Origin of the sequence: Roseovarius mucosus (assembly GCF_002080415.1) — a bacterium.
GTDB classification, from domain to species: domain Bacteria; phylum Pseudomonadota; class Alphaproteobacteria; order Rhodobacterales; family Rhodobacteraceae; genus Roseovarius; species Roseovarius mucosus_A.
The window spans coordinates 546,684-561,543 of record NZ_CP020474.1; the positions used below are offsets into that span (position 1 = coordinate 546,684).

At 59.9% G+C, this 14,860-nt stretch carries 13 protein-coding genes; 2 read left to right on the forward strand and 11 right to left on the reverse strand.

Annotated elements, in window-relative coordinates; all coding sequences use genetic code 11:
• Window positions 1-8: 8 nt before the first annotated feature.
• The 8 genes from ROSMUCSMR3_RS02605 to ROSMUCSMR3_RS02640 are packed head-to-tail and all read right to left on the reverse strand — an operon-like array spanning window position 9 to window position 7,241.
• On the reverse strand, window positions 9-1,115 hold the full coding sequence (locus ROSMUCSMR3_RS02605; RefSeq protein WP_008283165.1) for a protein-glutamate methylesterase/protein-glutamine glutaminase: 1,107 nt from the start codon (window positions 1,113-1,115) through the stop codon (window positions 9-11).
• 6 nt (window positions 1,116-1,121) lie between these two features.
• Window positions 1,122-1,964, reverse strand: coding sequence for a CheR family methyltransferase (locus ROSMUCSMR3_RS02610; protein ID WP_008283166.1), 843 nt, complete (start codon window positions 1,962-1,964; stop codon window positions 1,122-1,124).
• Window positions 1,961-2,512 carry a chemotaxis protein CheW gene (locus tag ROSMUCSMR3_RS02615; RefSeq protein WP_157667264.1) on the reverse strand — a complete coding sequence of 184 codons (552 nt, stop codon included), beginning with the start codon at window positions 2,510-2,512 and terminating at the stop codon, window positions 1,961-1,963. Before ROSMUCSMR3_RS02615 ends, ROSMUCSMR3_RS02610 begins: the two co-directional genes overlap by 4 nt.
• Window positions 2,484-4,139: a methyl-accepting chemotaxis protein gene (locus ROSMUCSMR3_RS02620; protein WP_081506356.1), complete on the reverse strand. Its 1,656-nt coding sequence runs from the start codon at window positions 4,137-4,139 to the stop codon at window positions 2,484-2,486. Before ROSMUCSMR3_RS02620 ends, ROSMUCSMR3_RS02615 begins: the two co-directional genes overlap by 29 nt.
• Window positions 4,140-4,157: 18 nt before the next feature.
• Entirely contained in the window at window positions 4,158-4,640 is a 483-nt protein-coding gene (locus ROSMUCSMR3_RS02625; protein ID WP_008283169.1) for a chemotaxis protein CheW, read from the reverse strand.
• A complete protein-coding gene (locus ROSMUCSMR3_RS02630; RefSeq protein ID WP_198385570.1) occupies window positions 4,637-6,562 on the reverse strand; it encodes a chemotaxis protein CheA in 1,926 nt (641 codons plus the stop codon). Before ROSMUCSMR3_RS02630 ends, ROSMUCSMR3_RS02625 begins: the two co-directional genes overlap by 4 nt.
• Window positions 6,559-6,921 (reverse strand): response regulator, encoded by a 363-nt coding sequence (locus ROSMUCSMR3_RS02635; RefSeq protein WP_008283171.1) that lies wholly within the window; start codon window positions 6,919-6,921, stop codon window positions 6,559-6,561. Before ROSMUCSMR3_RS02635 ends, ROSMUCSMR3_RS02630 begins: the two co-directional genes overlap by 4 nt.
• Window positions 6,918-7,241, reverse strand: coding sequence for an STAS domain-containing protein (locus ROSMUCSMR3_RS02640; protein WP_081506357.1), 324 nt, complete (start codon window positions 7,239-7,241; stop codon window positions 6,918-6,920). Before ROSMUCSMR3_RS02640 ends, ROSMUCSMR3_RS02635 begins: the two co-directional genes overlap by 4 nt.
• 538 nt (window positions 7,242-7,779) lie before the next feature.
• Between ROSMUCSMR3_RS02640 and ROSMUCSMR3_RS02650 the strand changes: the two genes are divergently transcribed.
• On the forward strand, window positions 7,780-9,474 hold the full coding sequence (locus ROSMUCSMR3_RS02650; protein ID WP_081506359.1) for a methyl-accepting chemotaxis protein: 1,695 nt from the start codon (window positions 7,780-7,782) through the stop codon (window positions 9,472-9,474).
• Between the two features lie 49 nt (window positions 9,475-9,523).
• Here the strand turns inward: ROSMUCSMR3_RS02650 and ROSMUCSMR3_RS02655 are convergent, their stop codons facing one another.
• Window positions 9,524-10,762 (reverse strand): saccharopine dehydrogenase family protein, encoded by a 1,239-nt coding sequence (locus tag ROSMUCSMR3_RS02655; protein WP_081506360.1) that lies wholly within the window; start codon window positions 10,760-10,762, stop codon window positions 9,524-9,526.
• A gap of 72 nt (window positions 10,763-10,834) precedes the next feature.
• Window positions 10,835-11,929 (reverse strand): carboxynorspermidine decarboxylase, encoded by a 1,095-nt coding sequence (locus ROSMUCSMR3_RS02660; RefSeq protein WP_008283175.1) that lies wholly within the window; start codon window positions 11,927-11,929, stop codon window positions 10,835-10,837.
• 172 nt (window positions 11,930-12,101) lie between these two features.
• Here ROSMUCSMR3_RS02660 and lexA point away from each other — a divergent pair, with 172 nt between their 5' ends.
• Window positions 12,102-12,803, forward strand: coding sequence for a transcriptional repressor LexA (gene lexA / locus ROSMUCSMR3_RS02665; RefSeq protein ID WP_081506361.1), 702 nt, complete (start codon window positions 12,102-12,104; stop codon window positions 12,801-12,803).
• Here the strand turns inward: lexA and ROSMUCSMR3_RS02670 are convergent.
• Entirely contained in the window at window positions 12,797-14,815 is a 2,019-nt protein-coding gene (locus tag ROSMUCSMR3_RS02670) for a ComEC/Rec2 family competence protein (protein WP_081506362.1), read from the reverse strand. The genes lexA and ROSMUCSMR3_RS02670 overlap by 7 nt on opposite strands.
• Window positions 14,816-14,860: the final 45 nt, after the last annotated feature.

Below are 14,860 nucleotides of genomic sequence, written 5' to 3' on the forward strand. Positions count from 1 at the left end.
CATCCGGTCTACCTCGCACGCAACTGGTGGGTATTGGCAAAGGCGGAAATTGCGCCCGGAACCTCGGAGAGAGCGACAACGCGCGTCGCAGCCCCCATGCGGATCGCCTCGCGCGGCATGCCAAAGACGACGCAGGTTTCTTCGTTCTGCGCCAGGGTCGTGGCCCCCGCCTCGCGCATTTCACGCAACGAGCGCGCGCCGTCATCGCCCATGCCCGTAAGGATGATCCCGAGCGCGTTATGTCCTGCGGTCTGGGCGGCGGATCGAAACAGAATATCGACCGAGGGACGATGCCGGCAGATATACGGACCATCCACGATCTTGACACCATACCCGCGCCCCTGCCGGACCAGCATCATGTGGAAATTCCCCGGCGCGATCAGCACCTCGCCGGGATTGCACAGATCGCCATCGGCCGCCTCTTTAACGTTGACACGGCACAGCCCGTTCAGACGCCGCGAGAAGGCCGTCGTGAACCCGGCAGGCATATGCTGAACGATCACGACAGGGGGGCATGTCACCGGCAGATCCACCAGAACCGAGCGGATGGCCTCTGTGCCCCCGGTAGAGGCCCCGATGCAAACGATGGGCGAGGTATGGGCGATGTTTTTGGGCCGCGCAGGCGGAATCAGAGCATCCGCCAAAAGCTTGGTGCCGGTCTCGCGGGGGGGCGTCACCCTGCGGGCCGCTTTGTGGCCGGATTCCGCAGCCGCGTGGATCGCGTCGCAGATGGCGATAGCGGATTCCTGAAAATCCGCATCCGTTTTTGGTGCCGGTTTCGAGACAACCTCGACCGCGCCACTGGCAAGCGCCGTCAGCGCAAGGTCTGACCCGGCTGCGGCATGGCTGGAACAGATCACCACCGGAATTGGCCGCTGCGCCATGATCTTGCGCAGAAATTCCAGACCGGACATGCGCGGCAATTCCATATCGAGCAGCATGACATCGGGCAGGCCCGATTGCATTTTTGAAACTGCGATGAACGCATCCGCCGCGGTGCCAAACAGTTTAAGGGTCGGATCAGTTTCCACAATCCGCATCAGCATGGCCCGCGCCGAGGCGGAATCGTCAACGATCAAGACCGAAATCTGAGGTTTGCAGGCTATGTCCAGCATCGCGGTCTACTCTTTTTGAAACACAGCCGTGGCAAGCTGCTTAAGATTGGGTTGTTTCACGGTCATGGATTCAGAATGTCCAACCACCAGATACCCTTGCGGTGTCAGGTGGCGGGCCAGCCGGGCGATCACCCTGGCTTGGTCCTCGGGCTCAAAGTAGATGAGCACGTTGCGCAGGAATATGATGTCCACGTCCTGATCCACGGGATAAGTGTCATCCATAAGGTTGAGATGAGTAAAGTTAGCCTTGCTTCTCAAGGCTGGCACAATCCGTGCCATCCCACGCATATCTTCGGAGTGACCTTGCATAACATACCGTTTGCGCAGGGCAGAGGGCACAGGCGCGAGGGCCTCTGTCGTGTAAATCGCGCGCTTGGCGGCCTCGACCATGCGGGTGGAAATATCCGTGCCGAGGATGGCGTATTGAAACCCGGCCCCGTTGCGCACGGCTTCTTCCAGCAGCATAGCCGTCGTATAGGCCTCGGACCCATCCGAACAGGCCGCACTCCAGAACTTGACATCGACAGGTTTGTTGAGCCGCTGCTTGCGCCGCAAAATCTCGGGCAGCATGTCATTCATGAGGCAACGGAAATGGGCCGGTTCCCGAAAGAAATCGGTCTTGTTGGTCGTGATGAGATCAATGACATCATCACGCTCCGCACCAAACCCGCCGTCCTCAAAGAGGTGGCGGTAATAGTCCTCTAGTGAGTTGAAACCAAGGCTCTGCACACGGCGGCGAAGGCGACTTTCGATCATCACCTTTTTACCAGACGGCAGTTTGATCCCGGTTTCGCGGGAAATCACCTCTGCAAAGTGGTCGTGATAGGATTTGGCACGGGACAGGCTCATGTCAGCGTAAACTCTTCTGAAGTCTCGATCGCGCGTTGAGACGCGAATTCTGGGGTCTTGCGCCGGACACCCTCGCTAAAGAGCTTTTCGAGGTTGAGAATGCAGACAAAGGTGCCGTTGCGGCGCCCGATACCCGTCAGCACATTTTCATCCCAAGTGGTGATGCCCGCATCGGCAGGGGATTTGATCCCGCCCGCGTCCAGCTCTGTTACTTCGATCACCCGCTCGGTTTTAAGACCGACGGTCGCGCCATGTTGGCCATTCACAAGGCTGAGGATAAGAATGCGCGTCTCGGATGTGTCCTCGGTCGGCCCTCGGGACAAGAGCTCTGAGAGGTCTGTGACGGCGATACTCTCGCCGCGCACGTCAATCAGACCCAAAAGTTCTGCCGGGCTATTTGGCAGCGGAGCAATCGGTTGCGTGTCAAGGATCTGCCGCACCCGGTTTACAGGGACAGCAAAGAGCGATCCGCTCGATTGAAAAGTTACGACTTGGGTGTTCTCGTTCATTGCACCAACCTCACGCTGCATCGCGCGATGCAAAGCCATGATCGAGATCATCCTTGTTCGCACCGTGATTGAAAGAAAAGCCGCCTGAGGTCCGCGAGGATTTGCTCGAGCTGGCTTGGACTGCTCGGGTGGCAGGACGGGCCGGGACAGGGTTTTCCTGCACAGCCGCAGCCTTTTCTGCCAAGACAAAGTAGGACACCGCAACCTGCAACTGTTCGGATTGGGTCGACAGTTCTTCGGCTGTGGCAGATAGCTCCTCAGCCGCCGAGGTGTTCTCTTGTGTCACCTTGTCGAGTTGCTGGATGGCTAGATTAACCTGCGTGGCACCGGCAGCCAGTTCCTGCGAGGCCGAAGAGATTTCACTGACAAGCAGCGATGTACGTTCGATATCGGGCACAAGACCTTGGAGCATCGACCCGGCATTCTCGGCTGACCGAACCGTGGTCGCCGACAGGGCAGAGATTTCCGCCGCTGCTGTCTGACTGCGTTCGGCCAGTTTGCGCACTTCAGCCGCGACAACCGCAAAGCCGCGCCCATGTTCGCCAGCACGCGCCGCCTCGACCGCAGCGTTGAGCGCCAGAAGGTCGGTTTGACGCGCAATCTCTTGCACAACAATGATCCGGTTGGCGATATCCTGCATGGCGGTGACGGCTTCGGCCACGGCCTTGCCACTCTCGCGGGCATCCTGCGCGGATTTGACGGCCATACGCTCGGTTTCAGCGGCGTTTTCCGCACTCTGCTTGATATTGGCCGACATCTGCTCGACCGAGGACGACGCCTCTTCGGTGGACGAGGCCTGCTCGGTGGCCCCTTGCGACAATTCCTCGGATGTGGCGGCCATTTGCTGACTGCCCGAGGCCACGTTGCGGATGGCGGATGTGACATCCCCCACAACATCGCGCAGCTTGGCAACCATCGTATTGACCGACTGAAGAAGATCGCTGACCTCGTCATTGCCGCGAATGGCCACGGTTCTGGTCAAGTCGCCCGCGGCGACCCGACCCGTGATGGCGATAGCGCTTTTAAGCCCCTTGGAGATCGAGAGCGTGACCCAAGCGCCCGCACCAACACCGATCACGATGGAGGCGGACATCAGCAACATCAGGATGTTGCGGGACGTGCTGAATTGCTCGTTGGTTTGCACCACGACCTCTGCCACGCCATCCGTGTTCATCTTGCTGATCTTGTCCAGAACGCCCTGCATCTCGCGCCCTCGTTGCACACCCTCGGATTGGAGGTAGCGGGCGGCCTCTGACTGCTGGTTCATGTCCTTCATGGACATGGCTTTGGCGTAGACACTCAAAAGCTCCGCCTCGACCTTGGTGTAATCGTCCAACAAGGTCCGACCTTCGGGGCTGGCAATCGCAAAGAGCTTGTCGAAAAGCACCACCTTCTTGTCTATGGCAGCCTTGATCGTTTTCTGAAGGTCACGTTTATCAAGGGCAGAGTCGGCCAAGAGATAGGAACGAATATCACGCTGCATTTGAACTTGCTCGGTGATCAGCGCCTCTGATGCCATCACACGAGCGACATTCTCGTTCATGATGTTATTCAGGCTGTGATTGAACTCTGCCATATCCTTCAATGCCAGGATCATGGCACATCCAGCCATGCCCAGAACCAATAGGAATGTCGCGGTCAGTTTTGCCTTTATTGTCAGTCTCATGATGTAACCTTTGAAAAACTAGAGAGCGTTGGCTGTCGCGATATGTGCGGCAAAGATGTTGTTGAGGTCCGGCAGGATGGTGATGCCTTCGGGGCCTTGGACGAGGCCCCGCACATAATCGGCAGGCCAGATCGTGCCCGTGGGTGGCAGGGGTTCGATGCGATCACAGTCGATCGTCACCACTTCGCGCACCTCGTCGGCGGAGACACCGACGGTGATCAGTTCGTTTTCAATCGGCATTTGCAGAACCAGAACGCGCGTGTTTTCATCGACAGGGGGCGTGGGAATGCTAAAGATCACGCGCAGATCGGCCAGAGGCACGACCCCGCCCCGCACATTGATGACCCCCTGCGCGAACGCCCCGCCATGGGGCACGCGGGTAACGGGAATTGGCGAGAGAATTTCCAGAACAGCACTGGTCTCAATCGCGAAAATTCGCTCTCCAAGGCGCAGGGCAACCACTGTCAGGGTCTTGGCCGATCTGTTGAGGTCTTTGGTCATGCTGCTTTCTCGATTTTTCTGAGGTCGGTCCGGGCAAGCTCCACAAGATTGCCAACTTCAAGCACCAGAGCGACCGAGCCATCCCCAAGTATCGTCGCCCCAGAGATGGATTTGACGCCCGCGTGCAGGCGCGACATCTGTTTGACGACAGTTTGATTGGTGCCAAGGATGCGGTCGACCGCCAGCCCGACACGCAGGCTGGCCGCAGAGACCACGATCACATTCTGCAAGGTGTTGCGTTCCTCGGCACAGTCCAAAAGCGTTCGGAGCCGCAGGAAAGGCACCAGAGAATCGCGTATCTGCAAAAAGCTAGAGATGGTGTCCGCCCCAGCATCGCTTGCGGGCAGTTCCACGATCTCTTGCACCGCCGCCATCGGAATGATGTAGCGATCGCCACCCACCTCGACGAGAAGCCCGTCGATGATCGACAGCGTGAGCGGCAAGCGCAGGGTTAAGGTTGTGCCATGGCCCGGCTCGGACGAAATCACGATCCGGCCTCTCAGACCTTCGACCGTGCGTTTGACCACATCCATGCCAACCCCGCGCCCCGAAAGCTCTGTGACTTTGGCCGCTGTGGAAAATCCCGGCTCGAGGATAAGCGCGAACAGCTCGGCCTCGGACGGCGTGGCGTCCGGCGTGAGCAACCCTTGATCAATGGCCCGTGCCCGCAGCTTGTTGCGATCCAGACCGCGCCCGTTGTCCTTGACCGAAATCACCACCTCGGCCCCCAGATGTTCGGCGCTAAGCTCGATAGTCCCGCAATCCGGTTTGCCAGCGGCGGCGCGCGCCTCATCGGTTTCTAGCCCATGATCAATCGCGTTGCGGATGATATGCACCAGCGGATCACCCAGCCGTTCGATCACGGTTTTATCAAGTTCGGTATCCGCCCCGGTGACAACAAAATTGACCGTTTTGCCCAAACCTTCGGAAAGGTCATGCACAAGGCGGCGGAACCGGCCGATGATCGAGCTGATGGGAACCATGCGGATGCTCATGGTGGTGTCGCGCATCCGGGCAGAGAGGCGCTGAATATCCTCGGCGGCAGCCATGATCGAAGGATCTTTGCTGCTGTTGGCCAGAGCGCTCAGGCGGGCCTCGGCGATGACCAACTCGCCCACCTGATCCATCAACTCGTCCAGACGCTCGGCAGGCACGCGCATCGTCGCACTTTGCTGGGCAGGTTGAGGGCCGGTCGGCGCAGCCTCGGTAGGTTGCGCAGCAACGGCGACATCCGCCACAGGCGCCGCAAGATTGACGAGGTTGAACTCCATGTTGCCCTCATGGAACATGAAAACGCTCTTGATGTCGTCCTCAGGGGCCGCAGCGGGCAGATCCATGGACCATCCCAATAGGCAGGCCTGCGCCTCGATCCGGTCCAGAGACGGAATGCGACGGATGTCCGCCACAAGGTTGGTGGCCCCCAGCCCGCGCAACTCGTCCAAGAGCACCTCAGGCCGCGCGCCAAGAGCCAAGGCATCCGAGGCCAGCCGAAAATCCAACCGCCATCCGGCGTCAGAAGATGTCTCCGCGAGGGGGTCGCCAAGCGCCTTGTCGGGGCTTACGGCCTGCTCAAGATCGTCCAGGATCGCCTGACGTGCGGGGGTCAAGGCGGCCTCTCCGGCCAAATAGCCCTTGATCTCATCTGCAGCGCGCAGCGCCACGCGGATCAGCGAGGCACTGACCTTGATCTCACCCGAGCGGATCTTTTCAAACGCGGTTTCGAATTTGTGGATGAAAGCGGCAAGTTCCGTAAACCCGAACATCGCACCGGACCCCTTGATCGTATGCAAATCCCGAAAGGCCGCGTTGATCAGGTCCATGTTGTTCGGGTCAGCTTGTAGCCTCAGCAGGCCCTGTTCAAGGCTTTCAAGAAGCTCTCTGGCCTCTTCAAGAAAGACCGCAGAAATGTCATTGTCCATCATCCCAGAACCTTCTGAATGACGCTCAGCAGTTGCGCCTGTGAAAAGGGTTTGACCATCCAGCCAAGGGCACCGACCGAGCGCGCCTCTTGCTTCAGCGCATCGGCCGAGTCGGTGGACAAGAAGATGACAGGGATACCCTGACTGCTGGGATGGGCGCGAAAGGCGCGGATAAAGCCCAGACCATCCAAGTTCGGCATGTTCTGATCGGTCAGAACCGCGTCAATCTTGAGCGTGGTGGCCTTTTCCAAAGCGTCCTGCCCATCGACGGCCTCAATGACATTATAGCCAGCCCCGCGCAGGGTCAGGCCAACCATTTGCCGGATAGATGGGGAATCGTCGACTGCCAAAACCGTTTTCATGCCGCCACCTGCACAGTCTGAGCGTCCCTGATCCCGACAAGAACGCCATTCTCGACCACCAGCAAAGGCAAGAGCCCCAGCCGGTCAAACGCGGTTTCCAAAACGCTTTGCGCAGGCATGTCGACGGCAAACCGATGCGCAGCGCCCTGCGCTGTCACAAAGGCCGACACCAATACCTGAATGGTGGCGGCATCAATGCTGACGAGTTTCTTGGTGCATAGGGTGACATCGCCCGAGATCAGGGCAGTGCTCAATTGCTTTGCAAGATCGTCTGCCGCGGCGATCTTCAAATCCCCCGTCAGAGGCAGTTTCTTGGTCATGGGGTCTGTGGTCCGTTCTTGGGGACAGATCCGAAAGGGTCGTCAACGTGACCTTTTCAGAACTGTCGGGTTCAACAGGTGTCTTCGCGTTCAACGGTCGCGCCTTGGCATTGTTTACAAGCGCCAAAGACCGGCTGGGCCCATCGAAAGATCAGCGTTTGTCGCGAAAGTTTGCGGCGCTATCGTACGCGCGCACCAGCGCGGCTTTGCCTTCGGCCGCGCGCAAAAATCGACCGTATAAGGGCCTAGCCCTGAAATAACCCCGCCCCGTTGGCCCACAACATACCCATCAGGATAGCTAATAGCTGTGATGTTGCGGGTCGTTCAAAGCTGTGAGGAGAGCCTCACGCCAGCCCTGCGAAGGGTGATCATCACAGGCGGGACAGACTGAAACACATCTGGGGCCAAACACCCACGGCGCATCCAGCGCCGTCCGGTCCGGGCGCGCACCAGCGAGCCAAGCGTTTCGGTGTTTCGCCTTCTTAATTTCCTCCGCACCCGCAGTCTGTTGCGGCGCGGCCAGACCAAAGGACCGACCATGAGACTGAGTATCAAAGCCAAACTAGCCGCAACCTACATCTTTATCTTTGCCCTGTTTGGCGCCTCGGTCGTTATGGCCCTGAGGGACCTCAGAGCCGCCGATCAGGAACTTCAGGACATCATGCGCCTGGAAGTGGCAGAACTCGGCATGATCAACGAGATGTTCGAAGCAAAATTGATGGTTCTGACTGGTGTAGCCTCTTACCTGATTGGCCTGCCCAATGCCCCCACGGGTCATCTCGAAAAGATAAAGGCAGGCGTCGTGGCGCAGGCCTCTATCGTCGACGACAAGATCGTCGAATTGCGCGGAATGGCAAAAAGCCCCAAGCTGGTGGCCGAGTTGGAAGCCTTCGAAGATCTGCACAAACGCGCCTTTGCGATGAACACCCGCGTGATCTCGCTTGAGGCCGCAGGCAATGGCGATGCGGCCAACACGCTGTTTCACACTGACCTGATGGATATGGGTGTGGAAATTCGCGGCTCGCTGCAACAGATGCGCGAGACGCTCGTCAATAACTTGGGTGCGCGCGCCGTAGAAGCGAGCGGCGCCTATGAAACTGCCAAGTTCAATCTCATTCTGATGCTGATCCTGTCGCTGCTGGTCGGCCTCGCTGCAGCAACGGTGATCACGCTCTCCATCTCGCGGCGGGTGGCAAAGGCCGCAGATCTGGCCCATGGCATTTCCAAGGGCGATCTGCGCCATACGCTCGACGTGCGCGGTCGCGATGAGGTGTCGACCTTGCAGGCGTCGATCAACGACATGGTTCTGCGTCTTCGCGATATCGTGTCCGATGTCACAAACTCGGTGCGCAACGTGTCATCTGGCGCGGCGCAACTGGCGGAAACCTCGGAAGAGCTGGCGCGCGGGGCCTCTGATCAGGCTGCGGCAACAGAAGAAGCCTCGTCTGCGGTGGAACAGATGACCGCGAATATCAAGCAAAGCGCCGAGAATTCGCAAACGACCGAAGGCATCGCAATCAAATCCGCCGCGGATGCGCGCACAAGTGGCCGCGCCGTGGCTGACGCTGTCAGTGCAATGCAGACGATTGCGGATCGCATCATGATCGTTCAGGAAATTGCGCGGCAAACCGATCTCTTGGCGCTCAACGCCGCCGTCGAGGCCGCCCGTGCCGGGGAACATGGCCGAGGCTTCGCCGTTGTGGCCGCAGAGGTGCGCAAGCTGGCCGAACGCAGCCAAACCGCCGCAGCCGAGATTTCGTCCCTCTCCGCCACCACCGTAAGCACGGCTGTTGGGGCCGGGACGATGTTGGCGGAATTGGTGCCCAATATCGAGCGCACCTCGGGCCTGGTCACGGAAATCAGCGATGCCTCGCGCGAACTTTCGAGCGGTTCGTCGCAAATTGCTCTGTCAATCCAGCAGCTTGACCTTGTGACCCAAACCAACAACGCAGCCTCAGAGGAACTGTCAAGCAGCGCAACCCAGCTTGCCAGCCTCGCTGATGAGCTGACGGTCGCCATGGGCTTCTTCAAGGTCGTGGAACAGCCCGTCAGCGAGATCAGACGCGAGACCCGCAGCACTGCGACCAACTCGGTCATCCCGCTCAAGCGTGGCAAGGCCACCTCTACGGCGAAACCCACCAAAGCCACGAAATCAGAGGGCGGTTTCGAATTCGATCTGGGTTCTATGGGCGATGATCTTGACGCGCGGTTTGCCCGCAAGGAAAGCGCCTGAGCACTGGCTTGGGGCAGGTTGGGAAACCCACCTGCCCCAAGGTTTCAGACTATTCGTTCCAAGCCTTGTCGACGCCGTTGATCTGCACCCGCGTCGGCAGGCCCAAACGATCCAGCACCGGGAAATAGGGCTTGGGGTCTAGCTCTTCGACATTGCGCATCGCGCCCACGTCCCAGTCCCCTTGCGCGATCAGGATTGCCGCCGCGACCGGCGGCACCCCGGCGGTATAGGAAATCCCTTGGCTGCCAACCTCTTCGAACGCGTCCTTGTGATCGGCCACGTTGTAGACAAAGACCTCAACCGGCGCGCCATCCTTGGTGCCTTTGACCAGATCCCCGATACAGGTCTTGCCGGTATAGTTCGGGGCCAATGAGGCCGGATCAGGCAACACGGCCTTGACCACCTTGAGCGGCACCACCTCTAGCCCTTCGGCGGTCTTTACCGGATGCTCCGACAGCAAACCAAGGTTCTTCAACACGGTGAAGACATTGATGTAATGCTCGCCAAAGCCCATCCAGAACCGCACATCAGCCTCTGGATAATTGGCCGCCAGCGAATGCACCTCGTCATGGCCCGACAGATAGGCGCGGCAGGTGCCAACCACGGGCAAATCCCAATCGCGCCCAACCTCGAACATGCTGTTCTCTTGCCATGCGCCGCCTTGCCAAGAATAGACCGTGCCGGTGAACTCTCGGAAATTGATCTCGGGATCGAAATTGGTCGCGAAATAGCGCCCGTGCGAGCCTGCGTTGATATCCACGATGTCGATGGACGTCACCTTGTCCATGTACTCATCTGCCGCAAACCGGGCAAAGGCGTTGACAACGCCGGGATCAAAGCCGATCCCCAGAATGGCGGTCACGCCGTTTTGCGCGCAAAGATCGCGCTTCTTCCACTCGTAATTGCCATACCAAGGGGGCGTTTCGCAGATCTTGGCGGGGTCTTCGTGAATGGCCGTGTCGATATAGGCGGCGCCTGTTTCGAGACAGGCATCGAGCACCGACATATTCACAAAAGGCGAGCCGACGTTGATCACGATCTCTGCCCCGGTTTGACGGATCAACGCGGCCACGGCGGCGCTGTCCATGGCATCAATCGCATGGCTGGCAAACGTGCCCGGCACCTTCATCGCCGATTTGTCGTGAACCGAGGCGATGATCGCGTCGCATTTGGCCTGCGTCCGCGAGGCGATGTGCAGATCGCCCAGAATATCGTTGTTCTGGGCGCATTTATGGGCGACGACCTGAGCCACGCCACCAGCACCGATGATGAGCACGTTACGTTTCACTTCTGCTGTCTCCTTTTCTTGCAGGACAGGGGAAGGAGGGCGTTCAGCCCCGGAAAAAAGAGCGAGTAGTCCTCATGAGAGCGAGGCGGCAAAGTCCTCGAAGGTAAAGCTGCGGATCACGTCGATGCGCCCATCGGCGCGCCGGATGGCAATGGCGGGCATATTCACGCCATTGAACCAGTTTTTCTTGACCATCGTGTAACCGGCGGCATCACCGATTGAAATCCGATCACCGATGCTCAGCGGCGCAGCAAAGCGCGCCTCGCCGAAGATATCCCCGGCAAGGCAGGATTTGCCGCAGATCTGATAGGTATGCGCGCCGTCTTGTGGCAGCTTTGCGCTTTCGCGGTAGATCAGAAGGTCCAGCATATGCGCCTCGGTGCTGGAATCGACGATGGCCAGATCCTTGCCATTGTCGAGCAGGTCAAGCACCGTCACCTCAAGCGTGGTCGTGCCGGTGATGGCCGCCTCGCCCGGTTCCAGATAGACCTGCACGTCGAACTTCTCGGCAAACTGCTTGAGCCGCGCAGCCAATTCCTCGAGCGGATAATCGTCGCCGGTGAAATGAATCCCGCCCCCAAGCGAGACCCATTGCAACCGCTCCAACACCGGCCCAAATTCGTCTTCAATGCGGGTTAGCTGCTGGTCGAAAAGATCAAAATCGCGGTTCTCGCAATTGTAATGGATCATGACGCCGGAAATCCGGTCGATCACCCCAAGGATCTTGTTCACTTCCCATTCGCCCAAGCGCGAAAAGGGCCGCGCAGGATCGGCGAGATCAAAACTCGATGTCGAAAAGCGGGGGTTGAGGCGCAGACCCCGTTCAATTCCCGCCGATTGGCTATCATAGCGTTGCAGCTGCCCGACGGTGTTGAAGATGATCTTATCCGCGTAGGATACCGCCTCTTCAATCTCGGCATCGGACCAGGCCACCGAATAGGCATGGGTTTCCTGACCGAATTTCTCACGCCCCAGACGCAATTCGAACAGCGACGATGACGTGGTGCCATCCATATAGGGCTTCATCGTTGGAAAGGCCGACCACGTGGCAAAACATTTCAGCGCCAAAAGCGCCTTGGCCCCCGAGAGCGCACGCAGGCGCTCGATCTTGCGCATGTTCTGCAACAGGCGGTCTTCGTCGATCAGGTAATAGGGTGTCGGAATCATCTGGCCCCCCTTTGCTGTCACAGGGTCATACGGTTTGGCGCAGCGCATATCCCCCCCGCACCCGCGATGCAATGGCGCAGGTACAGCATCCACCAAGATCCGCCACACTGATTGACACAAAACGGGAACATGTGTAGAACAAAACAAACTGACCCGTAAGAGGACGCGGCCCATGCTGACCAAGAAACAACTCGATTTGCTGGAGTTTATCCAAAAGCGTGTGCAGCGGGACGGGGTTCCGCCCAGCTTTGACGAAATGAAAGAAGCGCTTGATCTGCGCTCGAAATCCGGCATTCACCGCTTGATCACAGCGTTGGAGGAACGCGGGTTCATCCGGCGTCTGGCACATCGCGCGCGGGCCCTTGAAATTGTGCGCCTGCCTGAAAGCTTGGGCGGCGAAGCCCGGCACAGCTTTTCGCCCCGCGTCATTGACGGTGATCTGTCCGATGCCCCCCGCCCCGCCAATGCCCAACCGGTCGAGGTGGCGCATGCCTTTGAGGTGCCTCTGATGGGGCGCATCGCCGCCGGTGTCCCGATCGAGGCGATTGCCCATGTGCAGCACAATGTTTCCGTTCCCAGCAACATGATCCGGGGTGCCGCCAATCACTATGCGCTTGAGGTGCGTGGCGACTCGATGATCGAGGCCGGGATCAACGATGGCGATGTGGTGATCATTCGTGAAACATCGGTTGCGGATAATGGCGATATCGTTGTGGCCCTGATCGAGGATCAAGAGGCGACGCTCAAACGCTTTTATCGGCGCGGCAATGCTATCGCCCTTGAGGCGGCCAATCCCGCCTATGAAACGCGCCTTTTCCCAGAGGATCAGGTTCGGGTTCAGGGGCGGTTGGTCGGGTTGATCCGCAGCTACTGAGAATTCCAGAGGCGCACACCGTTGGTGTCGCGCGCACTGACAAGCCGCGGTCCCGCCTTATCGAGGTGAAGCGCGAGCGATCCCGTTTTGCGCAGCGTCTCGGGCGTGACAATCTGACAATCACGGTGTTGCGCCGGGGGCGGATCTGGCGTGGCGCTCATCACGACCAGCATGACCCCGTCGCAAAAATCCGGCATATCGGCAGCCGCCTTGCCTGCCATCACCCGCACACCATGGGCCAAGGCCAGATCCTCGGACCAGCGGGCAAAAGCCACCTCACGGCTGGCATCATCGCCGTCATTCTCAAGCCAGTTGTCAGCCACGAACCCACCGCCCGTGGGTTTGTTGAGCGCGCGCCCCGCCTCGGTCATGATCCCGATCAGCCCCCCCGTATCCGACACGATCATCACAGGCCGGTCCGCCGCCCCCCAGAGCGCAACGGCGACCATCACCGGCAAGACCCCCAAAATCCGCCCCCGCCCCTGCCAGAGCACGATAAAGAGCGCCCCAAGCGCGAGGAGCGGCAGCACATAGGGGCCGGGGGCCACCACCGGCACACGCGCACCATCCAAGGCCGCAACCCAGTCTGCCACCGTTAAAATCCAGCGCAAGCCAAGCTCCATCACCCGCAGCGCGATCCAATCAAGCCCGAGCGGCAACAAGAGCGTGGCCAGAACGGCCGCAGGCATCACCAACACCCCCATCAAAGGCACGCTCACCAGATTGGCCAAAAGGCCGAATTGTGCGTATTGGTTGAAATGCGCGGCGGCGACCGGTGCTGTCGCAGCCCCCGCGACGGCGGAAGAGATCACCACAGCCAACACCGGGCGCAGCCAGAGAGGACCACGAGACCACCCCGCATCACGCAGCCAGCCGAACACCGCAACCAAACCCACCGTTGCCGCAAAAGACATCTGAAAGCCGGGACCAAGCAGCGCCTCGGGCTGCAACACCAACACGATGATTGCCGCCACCGCCACCGCGCGCAGGCTAAAGGCGCGCCGCTCGAGGATCACCGCGCCCAGCATCACCGCCACCATGACAAAGGCGCGCTCGGTTGCGACATTCCCGCCAGAAAGGCCCAGATACCCGGCCCCCGCAACAAGCGCCAGAAAGGCAGAAAGTTTCTTGGCGGGCAAGCGCAGGCCAAGGCGCGGGACAGCGGCAAAGCCAAGGCGAAAGGCGGCAAAGACGAACCCCGCCAATAGCCCCATATGCAACCCGGAAATCGCCAAGAGGTGTGCGAGGTTCGAAACCCGCATCGCCTCGAGCGTGACAAGGCTCAGTCCTGCGCGGTCGCCGGTCATGATCGCCGCAGCAAAGGCACCGGTTTGCCCCGGCAGGCGGCTTTGCACATGCTGCGACAGGGCCATGCGCGCGCGAAAGAGCGCCTGTCCGCCCTGCCCCGCCTCAAGCCGCAGAACCGGCGTGCGGGTATAGCCCACCGCCCCAATCCCCAGAAACCACGCATGGCGTTGGAAATCAAAGCCGCCCGGCTCGACCGGGCCACCCGCCGGGCCCAGATGCGCCGTCATCATCACCCGCTGCCCCGCCAGCGGCATGAAATGGCTCTGATCGCCATGCAGCGAGACCCGCACCCGGCCCGGCGTGCGCGCGGGATCTGTGCGTTCCAGAACCACGCGGTCAAGCGTGAGGCGCAGCGCATCCGAGGCCGAACGGTCAATGCCCACGATCCGCCCCTCGACAGTCCCATAGTAGCGCCAACCCAGCACCGGCCCCGCCACCAGATGCGCGCGCAAGCCCGCAAGAGCAAAGCCCGCCAGCACCAGCGCCACGGCCCAGAGCAGCGGGCCGGACCATTCCCGCCCCCGCGCAGCCAAAAGCGCAAAGAAAAGCGCCGCACCGCCACAGCCCCACAGCGCCGCAACCGACGGCTCGCGCAGCAGTGCGAAATAGGTCGCCACACCGCAGGCCAGACAAACCGGCACCCAAGGAAAAAGCGCGCCGCGTTGTGCGAGCCAGATAGCCTCAAACCGGTGCCAGATGCCCAAGGCTTGTTTCCCCCATGACGGGCCGATAGACAGACGACAACGCTA

Coding starts and splice junctions, on each gene's coding strand:
- ROSMUCSMR3_RS02605 (WP_008283165.1), bottom strand. CDS start 1,115: ATGCTGGACATAGCCTGCAAACCTCAGATTTCGGTCTTGATCGTTGAC.
- ROSMUCSMR3_RS02610 (WP_008283166.1), bottom strand. CDS start 1,964: ATGAGCCTGTCCCGTGCCAAATCCTATCACGACCACTTTGCAGAGGTG.
- ROSMUCSMR3_RS02615 (WP_157667264.1), bottom strand. CDS start 2,512: ATGGCTTTGCATCGCGCGATGCAGCGTGAGGTTGGTGCAATGAACGAG.
- ROSMUCSMR3_RS02620 (WP_081506356.1), bottom strand. CDS start 4,139: ATGAGACTGACAATAAAGGCAAAACTGACCGCGACATTCCTATTGGTT.
- ROSMUCSMR3_RS02625 (WP_008283169.1), bottom strand. CDS start 4,640: ATGACCAAAGACCTCAACAGATCGGCCAAGACCCTGACAGTGGTTGCC.
- ROSMUCSMR3_RS02630 (WP_198385570.1), bottom strand. CDS start 6,562: ATGATGGACAATGACATTTCTGCGGTCTTTCTTGAAGAGGCCAGAGAG.
- ROSMUCSMR3_RS02635 (WP_008283171.1), bottom strand. CDS start 6,921: ATGAAAACGGTTTTGGCAGTCGACGATTCCCCATCTATCCGGCAAATG.
- ROSMUCSMR3_RS02640 (WP_081506357.1), bottom strand. CDS start 7,241: ATGACCAAGAAACTGCCTCTGACGGGGGATTTGAAGATCGCCGCGGCA.
- ROSMUCSMR3_RS02650 (WP_081506359.1), top strand. CDS start 7,780: ATGAGACTGAGTATCAAAGCCAAACTAGCCGCAACCTACATCTTTATC.
- ROSMUCSMR3_RS02660 (WP_008283175.1), bottom strand. CDS start 11,929: ATGATTCCGACACCCTATTACCTGATCGACGAAGACCGCCTGTTGCAG.
- lexA (WP_081506361.1), top strand. CDS start 12,102: ATGCTGACCAAGAAACAACTCGATTTGCTGGAGTTTATCCAAAAGCGT.